16 protein-coding genes are annotated in these 20058 nt (G+C 43.1%); 12 read left to right on the forward strand and 4 right to left on the reverse strand.

What is annotated here, in order from left to right:
• Positions 1 to 488: 488 nt before the first annotated feature.
• From ACSQ8P_RS10325 to ACSQ8P_RS10340, 4 genes are all read left to right on the forward strand, one after another.
• Positions 489 to 1235, forward strand: coding sequence for a phytanoyl-CoA dioxygenase family protein (locus ACSQ8P_RS10325; protein WP_436235092.1), 747 nt, complete (start codon positions 489 to 491; stop codon positions 1233 to 1235).
• A gap of 5 nt (positions 1236 to 1240) precedes the next feature.
• Positions 1241 to 2218 carry an aldo/keto reductase gene (locus ACSQ8P_RS10330; RefSeq protein ID WP_436235093.1) on the forward strand — a complete coding sequence of 326 codons (978 nt, stop codon included), beginning with the start codon at positions 1241 to 1243 and terminating at the stop codon, positions 2216 to 2218.
• Between the two features lie 18 nt (positions 2219 to 2236).
• Positions 2237 to 3115 carry a creatininase family protein gene (locus ACSQ8P_RS10335; RefSeq protein WP_436235094.1) on the forward strand — a complete coding sequence of 293 codons (879 nt, stop codon included), beginning with the start codon at positions 2237 to 2239 and terminating at the stop codon, positions 3113 to 3115.
• A gap of 83 nt (positions 3116 to 3198) precedes the next feature.
• Positions 3199 to 4044, forward strand: coding sequence for a helix-turn-helix domain-containing protein (locus tag ACSQ8P_RS10340; protein ID WP_436235095.1), 846 nt, complete (start codon positions 3199 to 3201; stop codon positions 4042 to 4044).
• Positions 4045 to 4130: 86 nt separating this feature from the next.
• Here the strand turns inward: ACSQ8P_RS10340 and ACSQ8P_RS10345 are convergent, their stop codons facing one another.
• The 3 genes from ACSQ8P_RS10345 to ACSQ8P_RS10355 form a co-directional block, all read right to left on the reverse strand.
• Entirely contained in the window at positions 4131 to 5675 is a 1545-nt protein-coding gene (locus ACSQ8P_RS10345; RefSeq protein WP_436235096.1) for an extracellular solute-binding protein, read from the reverse strand.
• Positions 5676 to 5762: 87 nt separating this feature from the next.
• On the reverse strand, positions 5763 to 6644 hold the full coding sequence (locus ACSQ8P_RS10350; RefSeq protein ID WP_436235097.1) for a carbohydrate ABC transporter permease: 882 nt from the start codon (positions 6642 to 6644) through the stop codon (positions 5763 to 5765).
• 12 nt (positions 6645 to 6656) lie between these two features.
• Positions 6657 to 7634, reverse strand: a complete 978-nt coding sequence (locus tag ACSQ8P_RS10355; RefSeq protein ID WP_436235098.1) for an ABC transporter permease — start codon at positions 7632 to 7634, stop codon at positions 6657 to 6659.
• 259 nt (positions 7635 to 7893) lie between these two features.
• On the opposite strand from ACSQ8P_RS10355, the gene ACSQ8P_RS10360 reads away from it, so the two are divergent.
• The 6 genes from ACSQ8P_RS10360 (at position 7894) to ACSQ8P_RS10385 (ending at position 15448) form a co-directional block, all read left to right on the forward strand.
• Positions 7894 to 10182, forward strand: a complete 2289-nt coding sequence (locus ACSQ8P_RS10360) for an AraC family transcriptional regulator (RefSeq protein ID WP_436235099.1) — start codon at positions 7894 to 7896, stop codon at positions 10180 to 10182.
• Positions 10179 to 11009: an AraC family transcriptional regulator gene (locus tag ACSQ8P_RS10365; RefSeq protein WP_436235100.1), complete on the forward strand. Its 831-nt coding sequence runs from the start codon at positions 10179 to 10181 to the stop codon at positions 11007 to 11009. The genes ACSQ8P_RS10360 and ACSQ8P_RS10365 overlap by 4 nt, the downstream gene beginning before the upstream one ends.
• A gap of 117 nt (positions 11010 to 11126) precedes the next feature.
• Positions 11127 to 12215, forward strand: a complete 1089-nt coding sequence (locus ACSQ8P_RS10370; protein ID WP_436235101.1) for an amidohydrolase family protein — start codon at positions 11127 to 11129, stop codon at positions 12213 to 12215.
• A gap of 2 nt (positions 12216 to 12217) precedes the next feature.
• Positions 12218 to 12580: a Rieske (2Fe-2S) protein gene (locus tag ACSQ8P_RS10375; protein ID WP_436235102.1), complete on the forward strand. Its 363-nt coding sequence runs from the start codon at positions 12218 to 12220 to the stop codon at positions 12578 to 12580.
• Positions 12571 to 14055: a glycoside hydrolase family 88 protein gene (locus tag ACSQ8P_RS10380; RefSeq protein WP_436235103.1), complete on the forward strand. Its 1485-nt coding sequence runs from the start codon at positions 12571 to 12573 to the stop codon at positions 14053 to 14055. The genes ACSQ8P_RS10375 and ACSQ8P_RS10380 overlap by 10 nt, the downstream gene beginning before the upstream one ends.
• 196 nt (positions 14056 to 14251) lie before the next feature.
• Positions 14252 to 15448 carry a polysaccharide pyruvyl transferase family protein gene (locus ACSQ8P_RS10385; RefSeq protein ID WP_436235104.1) on the forward strand — a complete coding sequence of 399 codons (1197 nt, stop codon included), beginning with the start codon at positions 14252 to 14254 and terminating at the stop codon, positions 15446 to 15448.
• Positions 15449 to 15538: 90 nt separating this feature from the next.
• Here ACSQ8P_RS10385 and ACSQ8P_RS10390 read toward each other — a convergent pair whose 3' ends face one another.
• Complete coding sequence (locus ACSQ8P_RS10390; protein WP_436235105.1) at positions 15539 to 17908, reverse strand: helix-turn-helix domain-containing protein; 2370 nt, start codon at positions 17906 to 17908, stop codon at positions 15539 to 15541.
• Positions 17909 to 18169: 261 nt separating this feature from the next.
• On the opposite strand from ACSQ8P_RS10390, the gene ACSQ8P_RS10395 reads away from it, so the two are divergent.
• A complete protein-coding gene (locus ACSQ8P_RS10395) occupies positions 18170 to 19135 on the forward strand; it encodes an ABC transporter permease (protein ID WP_436235106.1) in 966 nt (321 codons plus the stop codon).
• Between the two features lie 35 nt (positions 19136 to 19170).
• Positions 19171 to 20040, forward strand: coding sequence for a carbohydrate ABC transporter permease (locus tag ACSQ8P_RS10400; protein WP_436235107.1), 870 nt, complete (start codon positions 19171 to 19173; stop codon positions 20038 to 20040).
• Positions 20041 to 20058: the final 18 nt, after the last annotated feature.

Below are 20058 nucleotides of genomic sequence, written 5' to 3' on the forward strand. Positions count from 1 at the left end.
AGGGGCGCAATGGCGTCCCTTTTGTTTATGTTTTTATTTGATTTTGCAAATAAATCTCAAGAAACATAACGAATGAAGTGCCGCCTGACTTCAAAAATCCATTCAAAGTCATCGGAATATTTTAGGGCTATGAATAAGATGGTGATGGGTCCATGCTTCGTTAATTAAATAAGCGATGGTTGACGTAAGACTGGCGTAGGCACGAAGATTCTTAGACGAACATTACCAGAATAAAATTCATTTTGGAGAGATGGCTAAGTAGTAGGCTATAGTTACAATCGTTTCCGACATTTGTTCAAGGAGGAGACTGGACTTTCGCCAATGACCTATCTGCTTCAGTGCAGATTACAGGCTGAGAAGATAAGTCACAAAAACCAAAAAAGAGTAAAAAACACAACGTAATAGCGTAGCGTTCAAATTGTGAATGAGAGCCTTTTGTTAGATGATTGCTATGTAAGAATACTAGCAAATGAGGGAGCGAATCAGAGATGTTAACAAAAGATCAGCAGCAGCAATACCAAGAACAAGGATTTATCATTTTTAATAATCTATTCTCAAATGAAGAAATGGATCGTGTACGCAATATTATAGATGGTTTTGATCAGGAATCGGAGCGTCGTCTCAGCGGGGCAGGACAAGGTTTTAACAATATACCCAATCAGATTAATTTTACCTCTGGCTTAAACTTCATGAGTCCTGAACTGCAGCGGTTTACAGCCGATGATCGGTTTGTAGAGTTGACTACTTCGATCCTTGGGCCTGACATTCGTCTGTATTGGGATCAATCCGTTTACAAACGACCAGAAGCGAAGAGGGACTTTCCATGGCATCAGGATAATGGGTATGCACCGATTGAGCCTATGCACTATTTGACTTGTTGGCTAGCACTTGAGGACGCTACCCTGGAGAACGGTTGCATTTGGATTCAAGAAGGATCGCATCATAAAGGATTTGTGGAACATGTGAAAACGGACATCGGATGGTTGTGTTACTACGGGGATGTACAGGGGACACCAGTACCTTTGAAAAAAGGAAGTATGGTCGCGTTCCACTCGTTGTTGTTCCACCGAAGCACACCTAACCGAAGTCAAGGTACACGCAAAGCTTACGTAATGCAATATGCGGTAGAAGGCTCGAAAGACCCAAGAAGTGGCGCTATTTATAAGAATGGCCCGATTATCTCAAAGGATGGAAAAGCAGTCTATAAGGGCTTCCAATCCAAAGAGGAGGTGTAATCCCTATGAAAAATAGTATTTTCCCTTCTACTGGGGATTCAATCTCTAGACTTGGATTTGGCGCAATGGGACTTGGTGGTGCTTTCGGTTCTTATAATGAGAATGAATTAATTAGCTCGGTGCTTCACAGTTTAGATAAAGGTGTTAACCTCATTGATACAGCACGCGGATATGGGGCATCAGAAGATATTGTTGGAAAGGCACTGAAGCAATGGAAGGGAGACCGCCCTTTCATCGCTTCAAAGATACGCCCCCGTGGAGCTGGCTCAACTTGGGGGATGCCTGCACCAGTGGAGGCTTGTTTCCCAAAAGGGTGCGTCACATCTGATATTGATGAGTCTCTACAACTACTGGGTGTGGAGTCGATAGATTTAATGCAAATGCACCAATATTGGCCATGCTGGGAGAAGACTGACTACTGGATGGAAGAGCTGCTTCGTGCTAAAGAAGCAGGTAAAATTCGTGCGATCGGTATATCGATAAACGATCACCGCCATGATACAGCACTCACGTTAGTTCAGAGCGGGGCGATTGATTCAGTTCAGACGATTCTTAATATTTTCGATCCGCTGGCACTTGATTGCTTATTACCGCTTTGTGAACAACACGGCGTTGCGTTTATCGCAAGATGTGTGCTAGATGAAGGCGGATTGACGGGTTTCTTAACAGAATCAACAACATTTGCAGAGAACGACTTCCGAAAAACTTTCTTTGAAAATGTACCGCGCTCCCAATATATCGAGAAAGTGAATCGCCTTCTACCTTATTTGGACGAGGAAACGCGAACACTTGCGCAGCTTGCAATCAAGTTTGTGCTGCACTCGCCTGCGGTTACTTCTGCCTTGGTATCCATGCATATTCCAGCACATGCTGATGATAATTTACAGGTACTTCAGACTAGCCCTCTCTCTGACGAGGTATTTCATGCGCTGCGAACCAAGCATCGTTGGATACGTAATTTTTACGATACGAAGTATTGGTAGAACAGGAGAGATGTTGTAATGACAACAGATCAACGTGTCCGCTGGACGGAATGCTATCCAGTGGAGCTACAAGCCAGAATGAAAGAGTGCCCTGTGGTGTATCTTCCTATTGGGTTATGTGAACCTCATGGGCAAATAGCTGTGTATGGTCTTGATCTAATTAAAGCAGAATATTTATGCGACAAAGCGGCACTGCGTTATGGCGGTGTCGTTGCTCCTTCTCTAGGGTATACCCTTCATGAAACTGGCTTCCACGCTGGATGGCTGGATGAGGTTATAGGTGAGGAGAATCCACGAATGACCTCCATGCCTCCTCATGTTCTTCTATATTTTTTTATATACCAATTGAGATCGTTTGCCAATGCAGGGTTCACAAGTGCATTCGTACTAACAGGCCATGCCGGCGGGAATGAGCATGATTTGCGCTTGACCGCATCGTTATTTCAAGAAGCGTTTGGATTTGAGGTACAGGTATTTACAGATGGTGACCTAGTGGCTGACCGATATAAAGGGGATCATGCAGGCAAATATGAGATATCCCAATTAATGTACATTCGTCCTGAACTTGTTGATTTAACGTTAAGTTCGCTTGCCAACAAGCCAGGTTCGGATGGGACATTAGCCATCGGTTCAGATGCTATGGAAGCTTCGGGAGATTACGGAAGTCAAATAGTAGACGCAGCGCTCGAACGTATGGGGACGATTGTTGGGGAAATGAACCAAAGTCCATCATCGTTGAAACGTATTGGTATTGCAGAAACGGAGCAAATATGGTTAAAGGTTCTAACTCTCCAGGAGGAATGGATCACTTCGAGCCCTCTAAAGTCGCAGAATCTTTTACCTGGGCATTCCCAATGGCAGCCATATGAACGACCTTATAACAAGAAGAGGGGCTAGTAATCGTGGGTAAGCAAGTGCTATGCTGTATGAGAAAACCGGATGAAATCATAAAGCTTGAATGATGGTTAGGAGTGATCTTGGTGAAGGATTCAAAGGGAATAATGGACGAATACTGGCAAATTCGCTTGTTTCAGGTTGAGAAATCCTCGTATAAGAGCATCGATATACAAAACCTGATTTATCCGTCTTGGGTTGTCAGTTTTATATTGGAAGGTCAGGTGGACGTGGAGGATGGCAGTAAGGCGCAAACTGCGAAATCCGGACAAGTCATGCTGCACGCTCCTGGATTACCATTCGCTGAGAAAGCAACAACGCCAGGTCTACACCTTTGGTTGCTAATTGATGTGAGAAACAGCTACCAAGTTGATTTGTTCCGTTTATATCCCCTGCCTGAAGTGATGTCATTGATGGATCCAGTGGCTTACTCCGCCATTTTTTACAAGCTTTTAGCTGCTTGGCAAAAAAAAGACTCTCCCTTTCGTGAACTTGAGTTATCAGGTTTTGGCATGCAATTAGTCCATTTATTACTAGAGAGCTGGGATCATAATGGCCGGGTCAGTCGCATCTTCCAGGCAGGTAGAAACGACGAAAGGTTAGAAAAGGTCATTTCATTTATTAATGGGTCCTATCATGAGAAAATTACGAGAAAAACATTCGCAAACCTCGTACATTTAAATACCAACTATTTAGATAAGATTTTCATAGAGCAATATCAAATGAACCCCATGCAGATGCTTCGTGAGCTTCGATTAAAGAAAGCGAAGGGCATGCTGGAGAATTCTAACGATAGCCTTGTTGAAATTGCTGCTGCATGCGGGCTTGGGGATGCTTCGTATCTAAGTCATCAATTCGTCAAGAGGTTTGGCGTCAATCCTGGAAAGTACAGGGAACAGGTGCAACAGACAAATCAGTCTTATTACAATTGATCTTAGGTGAGGTAACGATAGAGAAAAATAGAGATCGAGACAGGTAGATGAATACTTGTCTTCGATCTCTATTTGCTTTAGCCGTATTATTTATTTTTGTATGCTTCTGTCATTTCTTGCACAATTTTTTGATACGTTGGATCTGCTTTCGTTTTCGCTACGAACTCATCCCAAGCCGTTAAGGATTCTTTGCCCATAATTACTTTGATTTTCATATCCAAAATTTTCTTGTTCAATTCCGGGCCACTCGTTAAGTTGGTTTGTGAGATGAGACCATAAGCTGCATTAGGTTTACTAAAGGCACTACGGTCATCAATAATCTTTTTGCTGCGATCATAGAACTCTTTGGGTATGCCATTGTAGTAAGCGCGTGTGTATTTATCGTACTTCTGAGCGATTTGTAAAAGGTTATTGGAAACGTCTGGAATGTTGTCAATTTTGGCTTGTTCTGTAGCTGTTTTAAAACCATCTTTGATCGTATAGTGCTTGTCTAGAATGCCATAAGCAGCGATATCCGCGACTTCATCGGATAATAATTTGTCCATAAACCCTAAGATCTGTTTCATTTTGGCTTCTGACACCGTTTTAGGAATAACGTACATACCGAAGTTCCCAACATCTTGAGCGGCAAATTTATTGCCTTCTGGTGTCATTAAATAAGTGAGTGGTAGAGAGTCAGCTTTCGGATCAATTTTACGCATAGCATCCGTATAGAGCCATTGCGGATTAAGTGCTGAGCCGAGGACACCAGCTTTACCTCCCATATATTGCTCGCGTGCTTGGGAATTCTTGATAACGGCAAAATCTTGTGTAAGTACTTTTTCGTCATAAGCCTTTTTAAGCCATTCCAATGCTTTACGTTCTGATGGTTCTAAAGCAGCGATGGTGATTTGATTATTTACAAGCTTCCAAAAACCATTATTGTTGTTAAAGACATCTTCAACCCATCCATATAAACCCATACCATCCGCATCCACTTGGCCTGTGAGCCCAATCGTATCAGCCTTGCCGTTGCCGTCCGGATCTTTTTCTGTGAAAGCTTTGAGCACAGCATACATCTCATCCATCGTTTCAGGTACTTTCATACCCAACTTATCTAACCAATCCTTACGGACGTGTACGCCCCAAACACCTTCTAACGAGCGCGGACGAGGAACGCCGTAATTTTTCCCTTTAATTTTGGCATTGTCCCAAACGACAGCAGGCATAGCGCTTAGCGTTTTATAATCTTTGATATAAGGGGTAATATCCCAGAAAGCACCGGATGTCGCCATTTGCACAACCTGTGAATCAAAGACATTCATAACCAAGTTAAGATCGGATAAATCACCGGATGCAAGCATGACCTTTGTCTTCTCGGAGTACGTGTTCACGGGAACCCAGGTAATGTTAAGTTTCGAATTCGTTTTCTTTTCTATTTCTTGGAGAATTGGATTGGCAGGGTCAACAGCCTGAGCGCCTTGTTGGTTAGTAAAAATTGAAATTTTCACAGGCTCGTTACTGGTGGGTTCTGCTTTTTTCTCCGTTGTTGCTGTTTTGTCGGCGCTGCAGGCTGTAAGGGTTAAGGCAGCGATTAGACCGATAACTGTACTTTTCGCAAATACGTTTTTCTTTGTGTACAAGTGAATCAAGTGAATCAACCTCCCATGGATATCATACAATTTTTTGACCTAACATACATTACGAAAACTAATTTTCTAATGAAACACATGGGCAGATTACCCCTTAATAGATCCGACCATCACCCCTTTTGCAAAATGTTTTTGGAGCAGCGGATACACGAGCAGTATAGGTACTGTAGAAATGACCACAGCTGCCATTTTCAACGTGTCTGTCGGGATTGCAATGTCCCCAGCCATTGAATTCGCAATCTCTCCGGAAGAAGAAGAGGAGGAATCAATAAGGAGCATTTGAAGCACAATCTGCATGGGACGAAGATCTGGCTTCGTTATATAAAGGACAGCAGAGAAGAATGTGTTCCAGTAGGCTACTGCATAGAAAAGGCCAAATGCGGCAAGCGATGGTAGGGATAAGGGTAAAATAATACGGAACCAAACGCCCATATCTGTTGCACCATCAATTTTGGCAGCTTCTTCAAGCTCATCTGGAATGCTGTCGAAGAATCCTTTCATTAAGATGACATACCACCCACTTGTCAAAACGGGTAAGATAAGTGCCCATATGGTGTTTATTAAATGTAAATCTCTTACAACTAAATAAGGTGGAATGATGCCTGGGTTGAATAGTGTTGTCATTAAAATTAAGATCAATAGAATTCTGCGGCCTTGAAGTCGTTTTCTAGATAAAGCATACGCGCCAGCGGAAGTAATGATTAAGCTTAATGATGTACCAACGGTAGCTAGAAAAGTACTCACACCTGCTGCTTGGATAAATACGTTATTTGAAAGCAGATAGCGATAAGAGTCAAGTGTCCATTTTTCTGGGAAGATGACGACGGTTTTTTTTAAGTATTCAATGGGTGATGTAAAAGAAACAGCAGTTATATAGTAAAAGGGAAATAGCATAACCAGAGCAACCACGATTAATGCTGCTAAAATACTTCCTTCAAACCACTTGTCGGCTGTAGTGCGTTGAGTCATTGATCAGCCCTCCTAGTAAATACCGTCATCGCCAAACTTCTTGGCAAGCCGGTTTGTCATAACAACCAAAATCACACCTACAATAGATTTAAACAAACCTACAGCGGTACTAAAGCTGAATTGCGCTTGCTGAATACCGCTGCGATAGACATACGTATCGAATACGTCCGCAACATCGGAAACAGCGCCGTTCATCATCAGATACACCTGTTCAAAGCCAACATCCATCATATGCCCGATACGCAGAATGAGCAGAATAATAATAACATTGCGGATAGCAGGCAAGGTGACGTGCCAGATTTGGCGAAGTCTGCCTGCGCCGTCCATTCGTGCCGCTTCGAAGAGTTGCGTATCCACAGATGCAATTGCGGCCAAGAAGATAACGGTACCCCAGCCTACTTCTTTCCAAATGGATTGCAGCGTGAGCAAAGCCCAGAATAAGCCTTGACTCGTTAAGAAATTGATTTTGTCATAGCCGAGCGACTCCAGAAACTTATTCACGAAACCACTAGAGGTGGATAACATCAAATATGTAATCCCGACAATAACCACCCAGGATAGAAAATGGGGTAAATAAATAACGGATTGAATTATTCGCTTAATCCATTCTTTCCGTACTTCATTCAGCATGAGTGCAAGCACAATGGGAAGCGGGAAGAAAAAGACTAAATTCAGTAGATTGATGGCTAGCGTGTTGCGTAAAAGCTGGAAAAAACTATCGTTGGCAAAGAATCTTTCGAAATGTTGAAATCCAACCCAAGGACTATCCCAGAAGCCTAGATAGGGGGAATAATCTTTGAAGGCAATGAGTACACCCCACATCGGCAGATACTTAAAGATAAGGAAGTATACCAGCATGGGAGAGGCAATTAGGTAAAGCATTCGGTCTCGTTTCAAGCCCCTCCAAACTCGGATCCAGTTGGATAGAGCTGGTGTAGATACAGGTTGGCCTGCATGAGGAGGGGCAATAAGCATGGTTTTGTTCTTCATAGTTTTCACCTTTCCCAGAAGTAGTGTCGGTCTCTTGGCTTTACTTTAGGCATAAAGTGTATTTCCATCAATTAGATAGTTTTTCTGGGTTATTTCCAAGACTATCACTTTTGGGTAAGGCAAATTTCCTGCTCTTGCACATTTATTCTTGGCCTGTTTTTAATTATTTTCCCTTTGCAGACGGCTTTTTTTTCTTATATGATGGATGGACAACAGGTAATGGATAAATCATCTTAAGTTGATTAGGAGGATTAAACCTATGCGGAGACAACATTATCAACGGAAAGGATTTCTGATCGCAATCCTAAGTGCTTGTCTGCCAGCAGCCATCATTGGCATGATTTTGTATGTTCTTGGTACACAGCAGATCGAGGCAGAGGCGCAGAAGACACATCGCAATCAAGTTGCCTACGCGACGGAGCGCATCAATGAAAATTTAAATCATTTAGAATCGATCATGGCCCAATGGTCATTTAATTTAAATTTAAGCAGCAGTTATAAGGACTTGGATTTGTTTAAAGACTACCGAAGCACGCGTTCAATTTATCAAGCTTTAACGTGGATTAAATCCTCTGACCCCCTCATTCAGGAAGTTACCTTATATCTTGATAAGCAGCAGGTGCTGATTAAAGAAAGCACGGGCATTGTTAACATTGAATCGACGGAGGAGAAGATGATGTACCGGGCATTGGCTTCTTACCAACGGGATGTTTACTGGACCAATCGCCTGACACCACGAAATGAGAATGTACCCTATACCCTGATTGTGCGCATTCCTGGCGGACTTGTAGAGACTGAGGCAGCGTTAATTATTGATGTAAGCGCTAAACAGTTAAATGCACTAATTGCCGAGTTAGACTCAGAAGGGACGGGGTCGACCATTCTAATGCAGCAGGATGGAGGCATCGTTTCATTAGGGGCAACTGATATTCATCAACCCACTTCGCTAGATCTCACTTTGATGAATTCGGTTAAAGAACAGAAGATAGATCATGCTTCCGCTGTTGAGTCTTGGGACGGCGAAGCCTATTCGGTTTCATACGGCCAGATGAAGCGCATTGAGAATATGTGGATTATTGCCGCTGCTACACCATTGGAACAAATGACCAAACCCGTTCAGACCGTGTCACGCTTCATGATTTTGACCGGCTGCTTCGGGATCCTGCTTGCCTTATTCCTATCATGGTATTCCTATCGTCAGATGTACCAACCCGTTCAACGGCTGATGCAACAGCTATTACCAGGTCGAGCCGCAGCTACGACAGATGAATTTGCAACGATCGCTGATGAATGGAAGCATCTTTCACGGGAAAGTCAAATATTGCAAGAGAGAGTTGATCAACAATTGCCGTCTTTACGGGAGAACTTTCTCTTACAGCTCTTACAAGGGCATCTTTCATTTTTAAGCGAAAATGAATTGGCAGACCGCATGGTACAGTATGGGTGGGAAGTGACGGATCGTGTGTTTGCCGTAATGGCTGTACAATTGCATGGTATTTATCGATCGGAAGGCAAATTCTCGCAAGGTGACGAACAACTCGTTACCTTCGCAGCCGTGAACATTACCCAAGAGTTAACGAAGGGTAAAGGCTTGGATGTGAATACGGTTAATTTTCATGATATGACGCTCGGGATTTTAATTCGTCAACCTTCAGAAATGACTGTGGAAAGCATGCAGTCGAATCTATTTCACTTGGCAGAAGAGCTTGCCCATACGTTAAATAGCTTATTGAAATTGGAAGTAACTGTAAGTGTTGGTGCACGTACCTCGGAGTTACGCAGACTTCCATTTTTATTTGATGACACTCGTAGTGCGTTGAATCACCGGAAAATAGGGGAAGAGCAGCAGATTCTGGATGTGAATGAACTCATTCCGGGCGGTCATGATGCCATTCTTTATCCTTTCGAAGAAGAAAGTCTCCTCCTTAAGGCATTGCGCTCAGGTAATGAACCAGAGCTTTCTCACATGTTGGATGAGTTTCTTCGGATTCTCAAGAAGCAGTCGGCTATTGAGTTAGGTGTTCGACAAGGACTGCTACAATTATGTAGTAATATGCTGAATACCATTATGATTTCGGGGTATAACCCACTCGCTTTGAATGAAGGGCTGGATATGTGGGAACAACTGGCCGAAGTCCGTGAGCCTGAAGCCATACTTGCTTGGATGAAGCAACATATTATTGAGCCTTATGTGTATCGTTTACACAGCACACAAGATATGCAGCTCAAGCAGTTAGTTGAAAATGTGCTTCAAACCATTCACACAACTTATGCCAAGGATATCTCACTTGAAGCATGTGCTGACCTTCATGGCACCTATTCGAAGAAATTAAGTGTCGGCTTCAAGCAAGTAACTGGACAGACGTTCATTGACTATTTGACACAATATAGGCTTAATCAAGCCAAAAAGCTACTCGTAGAGACAGACGAGAAAATTAATGATATCGCAATCCAAGTTGGCTATCAGCCTCCCTATTTCAACCGACTATTTAAAAAGTATGAGGGAATAACGCCAGGCCAATATCGCGAAAAGGCAGACCAGATATGAATGATGAATTCCTGACGAGCTTCACCCCAAGAATTATCGATGTTGTAGAGCGAGATAAAGCGTATTGGGACCACTTTAATCACGAATTGCTGCGCGACAAGACAAGATTGCATACACTTTCGTACGTGTATCAAGGTGCAGGCACTCTTGAGATCGATGGCAAGCCGTACCCACTTCATCCAGGGCAATTGTTTCAAGTATGGCCAAACGCCCACATGCGAATCACAACGACGCCAGCGCATCCCGTCTGTTTTTTTTCGTTTCATTTTCAATATCGACTTGTGCGATGGGAAAATGGGGAAATGCTATCCATGGATAGCATTGGGAAGTTACCGATCTGCGGTGAAGTTTTTCCAATCGGGCAAGCAACTATCGAAGATTCGTTTCGCAAAGCTTTCCATATGTGGCAGTCCAAAAGCAGAAGCTATGAATGGCTCGTAAAACTAGAGTTTCTAAATAACGTACAGCGAGTCAATGAGCTCGTGGGTATGGAACTACTAGAACAGAGTTCAACAGCTAGTCTGATTGAAAAAGCTTCCGAATTTATTCGAGCGAACTATAAAGAAAATATGACTCGGGAAATAATTGCCGAATATGTTTCAATATCTCCGGGTTATTTATCGATTACATTTAAGAAATATACGGGTTTAAGCTTAATTGAGTATGTAACCAAAGTCAGACTAGATCGCGCGAAATTTTTGTTGAAAAGCACGAAGTTGCCGATTAGACAAATTGCAGAAGATTGTGGATTTGCAGATTCTTTCTACTTCTCGCGTATCTTCTCAAAAGATACGGGGATGAATCCTCGTGAGTATCGAAATTCATGAGATATTGACATAACAAAAATCCATATTTTCAGAATTATCCTTCATGTACGTAGTGATTTCGACCCTTTATAGTGAGATATATAAAGGATTTCATACGTTACCTGGAGGCGATTTCGAATGTTCAATAAACCGAATATTATTGATGCAGATGTCCATAATGCCATTGCGCATAACAAGGACCTGCTGCCGTATTTGCCCAAAGTCTGGCATGATTATTGGCTGTCTGCTGGCCCAGGCTATGGCGGAGGTTGGCATTCACCCGTGGGTGTTATGCGTAAAGATGCCATTCCTAATGGTGGGGGCATACCTGGCAGTGATCCGCATCATATGCTTAAACACCATTTTGAAAAGTACAACATTGATTACGGGATATTGACAGGCTCAGGCATATTGGGAATTTCGCTAAATCCGAATCCAGATTATGGGAATGTGGTGGCTAGTGCCTACAACGATTGGCTGGTCGAAACTTGGCTGAAGGCAAGTCCTGTGTATAAAGGTTCTATTCTTGTGAACCACGCTGATCCGTTGGCGGCTGCCAAAGAGATTGATCGCATGGCCAAGCATCCCGATATGATTCAAGTGATTATGTGCAGCGGTTCACGGCAATTGTTTGGTCAACGCTGCTTTCATCCGATTTATGAAGCAGCCGAGCGTAACGGATTACCCGTTGCTGTTCATCCTGGGACAGAAGGCAGAGGCATTGCTGGAGCGCCAACTCCTTCAGGATATCCAACGACATATTTGGAATGGCATAATATACTCCCAACAAATTATATGGCTCACGTGAATAGCTTAGTTTGCGAAGGTGTATTCGAAAAGTTCCCTAAATTGAAGTTTGTCGCCATAGAAGGTGGTATTGCCTGGTTACCACATCTGATGTGGCGGATGGACAAGAACTATAAAGCGCTAAGGGATCTTGTCCCGTGGCTTAAACGATTGCCCTCAGATTATATTAGAGAGCATATTCGTTTAACGACACAACCGATCGAAGAGCCTGCAAAGCCTGAACATCTTAATCAGATCTTTGATATGATTGGCGCTGACAATATGGTGATGTTCTCTTCGGATTACCCACACTGGGATTTCGACAATCCCAAAATGGTGCTCCAGCCAATACGCAAAGACTTGAGACAGCGAATTCTTGCCGATAATGCTGTGGAATTATATGGTCAACACACATTCCCTGTCGTTAAACAGGGGGTGTAGACATGAGTAAAGTAAAAACGAAATACCCAGCAGCTAAAGTTAATGACTTGATAGAGAATGGACGCAAAATTGTTAGCATCAACGGCATAGAAATCGGCATCTTTCTTGTTAATGGCAGCTACTATGTGTGGCGGAATATGTGCCCTCACGCGGCGGCTCCCGTTTGCGAAGGGGTCATTTGCGGAACACGCCTTCCTTCTTTGGTATATGAATACGAATATGGGCGAGATCAAGAGATTTTACGCTGCCCTTGGCACGGTTGGGAGTTCGGGCTGACCGACGGCAAGCATTTGGTTGAAGGCGGTGTTCAGCTCCGCGGGTATGAGGTTGATGTTGAGGGGAACGACATTTATGTATGGATATAAAGACAAATACACGACAGAATGACAAGATTTATGTTTTGGCAAGTACAGTTAGTAACCAAAGTTGTGCTGTTCCAGAGGGGAAGCGTATCCCATTTGGATGGTCAGCCACTGCAGTGGGGGCTTCTTCCAAGGAGTGGGTAAGGCTATTCTGGTCTGTTCCAGTTAGCAATCAACCAGGGTATTTGAGAATTTCGGTTGCTTTGGATTTACGTGAGGAAGTTTGTGTCGAGGTAGCTACTGCAGTAACAAGTGTACAGATCGGCATTTTGGATATTCGTTATGCCTCTGTCTTTCAACCCTACCAGTTACAATTAACTGCTACGCAAATGGCACTCATTTCAAGCGAGGGAGTCGAGCTGCGATTGGTAAAAGGAAGTGCGTCCCTATGGATTTTCACAGAGGGCCCAGTAGAAGCTCCCTTGTTGCTGCCTCATCTTCTTAGGACACCCTGTGAATCCTTCAACCCTTGGTCAAGGCTTTCAAATACGCTTGCCTCCATGTCATCTTTGCAACCTTTCGGTTGGCTCGAAGGCTGTGTGCTGGATGGTCTGCTTGATTTAGAGCAGGCAGTAGGAGGAGGACATTTTCGCGAAACAGCGAGGAAGCACATTCTAATGTTCATTGATAAGCAAGGGATACTACGCTATGAGAATCCCCGTAGTGAGCCTGTTGACGGACAGGTATACGGCATTGAGGGGACGTTGCCTTTCGCTGCACTTGCTCAGTTGGAGCCGCAGCATCCTGCGCTTGAGAAAGCGATTGCGTTCTGGCTTTCCGAGCGAGCTGAAGATGGTTCAATCTGGGATGGCGCTATGCTATCTGCTGAAGGCTGCTACACAATTGCCTATCCCATGGCTGTGTTAGCTAAGATCTACGAAAGAGTGGATTTAGTGGACTCAGCGCTTCAACAGTTAGAGATACGAAAGGATAAGCTAGCTTGGGAAAATGCGCTATATTTGCGCTATCAGTCGGATGGCAGCAGAAGCTTCTGCCAATGGTCGAGAGCTTATGCTTGGTACATGCTGGGAATGGCGCGTACGTTGCGGGTGCTTCAAGAGATTTATGGTTTACCCGAGGCAGCGTTGAGACGCATAGACCTACTTAAGCTAGAGCTTGCGCGTGTCGCGGAAGAGGTGATGAAGTACCAGTCGCAAGATGGGCTTTGGTTTGTATACGTGAATGAGCCGCACACGGGAGTAGAAACGTCAGGCTCATCTGCGATTGCTACGGCATTGGCTATCGGTGTAAAGCTAGGTATACTCGATAGCAATACTCTTTCTTCCTGCAATAGAGCGAGGGATTCACTTGCCAAGTATGTGACACCCGATGGTATCCTGCATGGCGTGACACAGAACAACAAAGCAGGGGAAGAGCTTCAGCGTAACGGTTATCGAATTCTTTCACAAATGGGTACGGGTTTAGCGGCTCAGTTGGAAGCGGCAATGAAGCTGGTCAAACCTTACGAGGTATCGTAAGGTTTTTTGATATTTTTTAAGCAGATACATGCTATTGCTTATCCAAACCCTTGCTAAATGGAGCGGCTTTCTGGTAGTAAGACTATTTTGGTCAAAAAAAATGATACCAAACAATTAACTCTTAATGCAGGAAAATAGATTCACGATTACGATTAGTAGAACAACCAAGTAAGATGATAAGGAGTGATAAATAATTATGACCAAAAATACAATCATCTTGCGATCTTCTTGGCAGGTAGTCAACATTGGCGATATTGCTCATACCCCAGGCGTACTACAACTACTGCAGGCTTATTTACCCGAGGTGGAGGTCATTCTCTGGGCTTCGGAAGACTTCTCTGATGAAGTTAGGGATATGATTCATAGAAGGTTCCCTCATCTTTCGATTGTGATGGGAAGTATCGGCACCGATGGAAGGGCGACCAATCGGGAGTTGCAGGAAGCCATAGATCGAAGTGTATTTGTATTACATGGCTCAGGACCATTACTCGTTGGACATGAGGATATGATTGCCTATACAAAGCATATGGGCAAGTCTTTTGGTGTATTTGGTATCACATATGGAGGCTATAATGAATCTAATTGGCCTGAGATGAAGACCATTTTGTCACAAGCCAAGTTTATCTATTTTAGAGATTCCGTTTCTTTGGAGAAAGCACTAGGCGACGAAATTACGAGTCCTCTGATGAAATTTGGCCCTGATGGTGCTTTCGCCGTCGATCTGAGAGATGAACAGCGGGCTCAAGCTTTCCTCGCTGCAAATGATCTCTATGAAGGTCAATTCCTTTGCTGTGTTGTCAGAAACAGATATACACCGTTCTGGAAAGTAAAAAACGTACCATTCAATGAGGAAAAGCATGCCTACAATGAGTTGATGAAAGAACAAGATCATGCTGATATCCGGCAAGCCATCATTGAAGTCGTCCGACAGACATCGCTGAAAGTCCTGGTGTGTCCCGAGGATATGACGCAAATGGAGCTAAGCAAGGAAATGCTTATTAATAAGTTGCCAGATGATATCAAAACACGGGTCGTTTGGCGTGAGGAATTTTGGTTGCCGGATGAGGCAATAAGCGTATATATACGATCAGCTGGACTTTTTGGAAGTGAGATGCATTCGCCGATTATGTGTATTGGTCATGGTATCCCTGCTATTGTTTGTCGGTGGGAAGAACAGTCGACGAAAGGATGGATGTGGCAGGACATCGGTCTAGGTGAATGGCTGTTCGATTTGGATCAGGAAGAGGATCGACAGCGGATTGTTCCTGCTGTATGCCAACTAGCCCTGCACCCTGAAGAAGCAAGAGACAAAGCGAGAGCCGCAAAAGCACGAGTAGACATACATTATCAAGAAATGGTGAGAACCCTTAGGCAAGAGCTTGATAAGCTGTAGCATAGAAATGGAATGTCTACCAGTTGAAAGACACAGCAAGGCCTTGCATCTCATTAGAGTTGAGATGCAGGGCCTTTTAACACAAATTGACTACCGTTGCTGTTCTCTAAATTGGGTAGGTGTAACCCCTTCCGATTTTTTGAACACTCGGTTAAACCAGGAATGCTGGTAGCCAACCTTTTCAGCTATTTCACTGATTTTCAGATCAGTTTCCAGTAATAGCTTCTTGGAAGTATCAATGCGTACCTTCGTTACATAATCAACGTAGTTAATGCCTTTGATTTGCTTAAAGGTTTTACTGAGTGAAGTTACATGAACACCTAGCAGGTCTGCACATTCCTCTAGCGACAAGTCAGTCATGTATCTCTCTTCAACCAGTCGAATGACTTTCTCGATGTTCTGTGTTAAATGGGCATGATACGATTCATGCATTTCCATCACATAGGGGGAGATGACATTGCTTTTAAACCACTTCAACATTTCATCGGATTGTCGCAGCTGAAGGAGCTCCTCCATGATATTGTGACCCCTGTGATAGGAATAAACATTAAATCCGGCCTGCAGCAGAGTGTTATTCACATTTCCTATTAGTTGCATCATGGCTTGTTGGAGGAACAGTTCAACACCTGCGTTCCGATCTAATTCAGCAATGAACTCCTCGGCCCGATGAAACGCCTCCTCTTCTTGCCCCAAACGAATGGCATGGATAAGTTCCTTCTCAATCTCAAAGGGATACCGGAACGTATAATCTCCTGAAATGATTAAGGAATCCATATCAATAATTTGATTGGCTTCAAGCAACTTCCTGAATCGAAGTGTATGGCGGGCTTCTTCCATTAAGGTAGGAATGCGGGTAAGCTCATTACTGAGTTGGCCAATGCAAACAGTAACTTGAAGCTTGAGGATATGATTCAGCGTTGTAATAATCTCTTGGGATAACTGAGTCAATTCTTTCTTCATTGTCATACCCGGGGTATCTGTTGGGAGTGCAAGGATAATCCCAACGAATAAATCCTGAAAATTAATCACATAAGCCTGTTCAATATGCAAATGAGTAATTTCATCTACAATATTGGCAGCGGCAAAGGTGACAAGCTGCTCATCATCCTCTTTGAATTTCCCGCCTTCTGATGTCAATCCAATCAATTGCACGGCAATCACTGTGTACTGTTGACCAACGGTGTCCCAACCGTAATAGGACATCCTTGCAGTTAACTCATTCTCGTCTAAATAATACAAGCGTCCTTGAACCAACTGGAGCATAAAACCTTCACGAAGGGTAGGCAGTTGTTCTTCAACCTTCGTTTGCAAGATGTGACTTTCGCGAGATAAATGTTGCCATTCCTTCTCAATGAAGGTCAGCTCATCCCCTCTCACATTCCCTCGGTCCTTTTTATCCTTTATCACGGTTCCCATTAATCGGGCAATGGGTTGATAGATCCGCTGAGACGCAAACCAGGATAAACAAATGGCGGTAATGAAACCGAATACACTAATACTTATAATCAGGCGAGACATGAGAATGACAGGTTTGGATATGTTGGAAATGTCGGAGAAAGTCGTAAATATCCACTCCGTCCCTAATCTTGAGAAGGTGTGGTAAGAAATTGAATATTTGGTGTTGCGAAAGCCATACAGGAAAGTGTCTTCTTTCTGCTTTGGCCAGCGATCCATGATTTCATTGTGAATCGTATTTTCTAGAAGACTAGCTTCTGATGTAGGGGGACGACCTCCAACTAACCAATCCCCATTCGTATCCATAAGAAAAGGAGCACTTGAATCACTTAGTTCAGAGAAATAAGTGATTAACTTGGCAGTATTTATTCTAACGATGAATACCCCATACTTCTCAGAGGAATCGCCAGGTAATTTATGTACCAAGCTATATTTAAAGTCGGTAGGAACGGAAGGGCTATTGGTAATGCTCTGTAAAGGTAAGGACTTGGTCCAGAAAATATTCTTCTTCTCTTGCAGTAGATGCAGGTAAGCATCATGTGGATTTTGTTGCATTTGATTCAGCTTGTTAACGCCACGGGAGCTGCTAATCAAAGTTTGGTTGCTATCAATATACAAAGAGACTTCATCGATAAGCGGATTCGATTCCTGCATAAGCAGGAGTGACTTCAGCATATCCCTGGTGAAGTCTACTTCTTGACCAAAATTTAGCGTTTTCAATTTCTCACTAAATATGGGATTGAATACCCATTGAGCGAGGCGTATCTCGAGTTGGGAGAGTTGGTCATCCAATTGTTTCGAAATCTGATTAACACTTAATTGGTGGGTTTTATTTACTTCGGTTTCAATGCGGTGAACCCCAATAAAATACAGTGTGAACCCAATAAAAGTAGTTGGCAGACAGGTAATGAATAAGACAATAATCAAGTTTTTTCGGAAAAAGGAAGATTGCAGCCTAGAAATTTTATGCTGATCTTTATATTTTTTAGCCATATGTTGAAGCATAGTTACGCCCTCCAGAACAACGCAATAAATGTAAGTTCTCTTAATATAAACCTCACGGTACCTCTCTGCAACCGATTATGAGGCTAAGGCGGCTTTCCTGCCTTAAGACTTTTTTGATAGAGGATCCAAGAAACAGGAAAGCTCGGTAAATTCACATGTAGCTAGACGCCAATTAACTCTTATTGCAGGAAAAGAGGCTAGCCCATACAGTGATGACATAGACAAACGTGCTAGCAACCGTTGAATGCGAGGGAGAAGCTAATGAATGTATTGAAAGAAAATAGGCTATTAACGAAACGCATCGTTAAGCCGCGGAATCCAGCAAAGAAGATGTGGCAATCCATCAAACGTGATAAATACCTCTACTTATTAGGATTACCTGGTATCTTGTGTTTGCTCATTTTCAAATATGTTCCGATGTGGGGGGTTGTTATTGCCTTTCAGGATTACTCTCCATTCCGTGGGATACTTAAAAGTGATTGGGTAGGTTTAGAGAATTTCCAACTATTCTTTAGTAATCCGGATTTCTTTAAGCTGCTAAGAAATACGCTTGCCATTAATATTATGAGTTTGGTGTTTTTCTTCCCAGTTCCCATCATTCTCTCTTTAATGTTAAATGAGGTTCGAAACGAAGTCTTTAAACGAATCATACAATCGATCGTCTACCTTCCGCATTTCTTATCATGGGTAATCATTGCAGGACTTACTTTCACATTGTTTGCTACGGGAGAAGGACTCGTAAATAAGTTTTTGGTCCTGATTGGCCTCGAACGTGTAGATTGGTTAACGACACCGAGTTTCTTCTGGGGGTTCCTCACAGGACAGAGTGTTTGGAAAGAAGCAGGTTGGGGAACGGTGATTTTCTTGGCTGCAATGGCCAACGTAGATCCAGGTTTATATGAGGCCGCACGCATGGATGGCGCCAGTCGCATACGTCAGATGTGGAATATTACAATACCTTCTATTCAAAATGTAATTATCATTCTGCTGATTCTGAAGCTTGGACATATTATGGATGTTGGTTTCGAACAAGTTTTCCTCTTACAGAATGCTGCTGTTTCTGATGTTGCTGATGTCTTCGATACGTATATTTATCGTGTGGGGATTAAACAATCGGAGTTTAGCTATACAACGGCAGTTGGTTTATTCAAGGCTGCTATCGGGTTACTATTGGTAATCATCTCCAATAAGCTAGTGAAAAAGGCAGGCGGGGAAGGATTTTATTAAGTGTGGCTAATGTCAGATATTAAGGAGAGTTGACAGTGAAAGAATCATTGGGTGACAAAATATTTTCAAATATCAACGTAGTACTACTAGCCTTACTTGGCATCGCTTCCGTGTTTCCATTCTATTATGTTATTGTCGTATCCTTTACCTCGCCTAGCGATTATATCGGGGGCAGTTTAATGCTCTTCCCCAAATCGTTTTCACTTGCAGCTTACGAATATATTTTCTCTACCCAAACTTTTGTGAAATCACTTGGTGTTAGTACTTATCTTGCTATTGTAGGGACTGCGCTAAGTCTGATCGTTTCTGCAGCATTCGGATATATGATTTCCAGAAAACGCTTATTTGGACGCCGAGTGTTAACTGTTGCGCTTATCATTACGATTTTGTTCTCGCCAGGTATTATTCCGAACTACCTTCTCATCAAAGATCTTGGACTCATGAATAGTTTGTGGTCCATTATCTTGCCAGGTTTGCTAAGCGGTTGGAATGCCTTGCTACTTAAAACATTCTTCGATGGCATACCTGAAAGCCTCGAAGAATCGGCAGTTATTGATGGTGCTAATGATCTACACATCTTCTTCCGTATAATCTTGCCTTTATCGCTTCCAGCATTAGCGGCGTTTGGACTATTTTTTGCTGTCGCTTATTGGAACACTTTCTTTAATGCCATTCTCTATCTCACTGATCCAGATAAACGGCCACTGCAGGTTCTACTGCAAGGGATGCTGGTTCAATCCGAAACGGGAATTGCCGAAGCGGGTGTTGCTGCGGAACAGCAGGTTCCTCCCGAAACGATTAAAATGGCTGCCGTCGTCATTGCCACTGTGCCAATCCTGTTGGTGTATCCATTCCTTCAAAAGCATTTTGCCAAGGGTGTTATGCTTGGCTCTGTTAAGGGATGATAGTCACATATATGCTAT

Source organism: Paenibacillus sp. LjRoot153, assembly GCF_964253085.1.
GTDB lineage: Bacteria > Bacillota > Bacilli > Paenibacillales > NBRC-103111 > Paenibacillus_E.

Excerpts from the sequence above, each read along its gene's own strand:
- ACSQ8P_RS10360 (WP_436235099.1), top strand. The coding sequence starts at position 7,894 with ATGCGGAGACAACATTATCAACGGAAAGGATTTCTGATCGCAATCCTA.
- ACSQ8P_RS10350 (WP_436235097.1), bottom strand. The coding sequence starts at position 6,644 with ATGACTCAACGCACTACAGCCGACAAGTGGTTTGAAGGAAGTATTTTA.
- ACSQ8P_RS10380 (WP_436235103.1), top strand. The coding sequence starts at position 12,571 with ATGGATATAAAGACAAATACACGACAGAATGACAAGATTTATGTTTTG.
- ACSQ8P_RS10335 (WP_436235094.1), top strand. The coding sequence starts at position 2,237 with ATGACAACAGATCAACGTGTCCGCTGGACGGAATGCTATCCAGTGGAG.
- ACSQ8P_RS10355 (WP_436235098.1), bottom strand. The coding sequence starts at position 7,634 with ATGAAGAACAAAACCATGCTTATTGCCCCTCCTCATGCAGGCCAACCT.
- ACSQ8P_RS10325 (WP_436235092.1), top strand. The coding sequence starts at position 489 with ATGTTAACAAAAGATCAGCAGCAGCAATACCAAGAACAAGGATTTATC.
- ACSQ8P_RS10330 (WP_436235093.1), top strand. The coding sequence starts at position 1,241 with ATGAAAAATAGTATTTTCCCTTCTACTGGGGATTCAATCTCTAGACTT.
- ACSQ8P_RS10375 (WP_436235102.1), top strand. The coding sequence starts at position 12,218 with ATGAGTAAAGTAAAAACGAAATACCCAGCAGCTAAAGTTAATGACTTG.
- ACSQ8P_RS10395 (WP_436235106.1), top strand. The coding sequence starts at position 18,170 with ATGAATGTATTGAAAGAAAATAGGCTATTAACGAAACGCATCGTTAAG.
- ACSQ8P_RS10370 (WP_436235101.1), top strand. The coding sequence starts at position 11,127 with ATGTTCAATAAACCGAATATTATTGATGCAGATGTCCATAATGCCATT.
- ACSQ8P_RS10365 (WP_436235100.1), top strand. The coding sequence starts at position 10,179 with ATGAATGATGAATTCCTGACGAGCTTCACCCCAAGAATTATCGATGTT.
- ACSQ8P_RS10385 (WP_436235104.1), top strand. The coding sequence starts at position 14,252 with ATGACCAAAAATACAATCATCTTGCGATCTTCTTGGCAGGTAGTCAAC.
- ACSQ8P_RS10390 (WP_436235105.1), bottom strand. The coding sequence starts at position 17,908 with ATGCTTCAACATATGGCTAAAAAATATAAAGATCAGCATAAAATTTCT.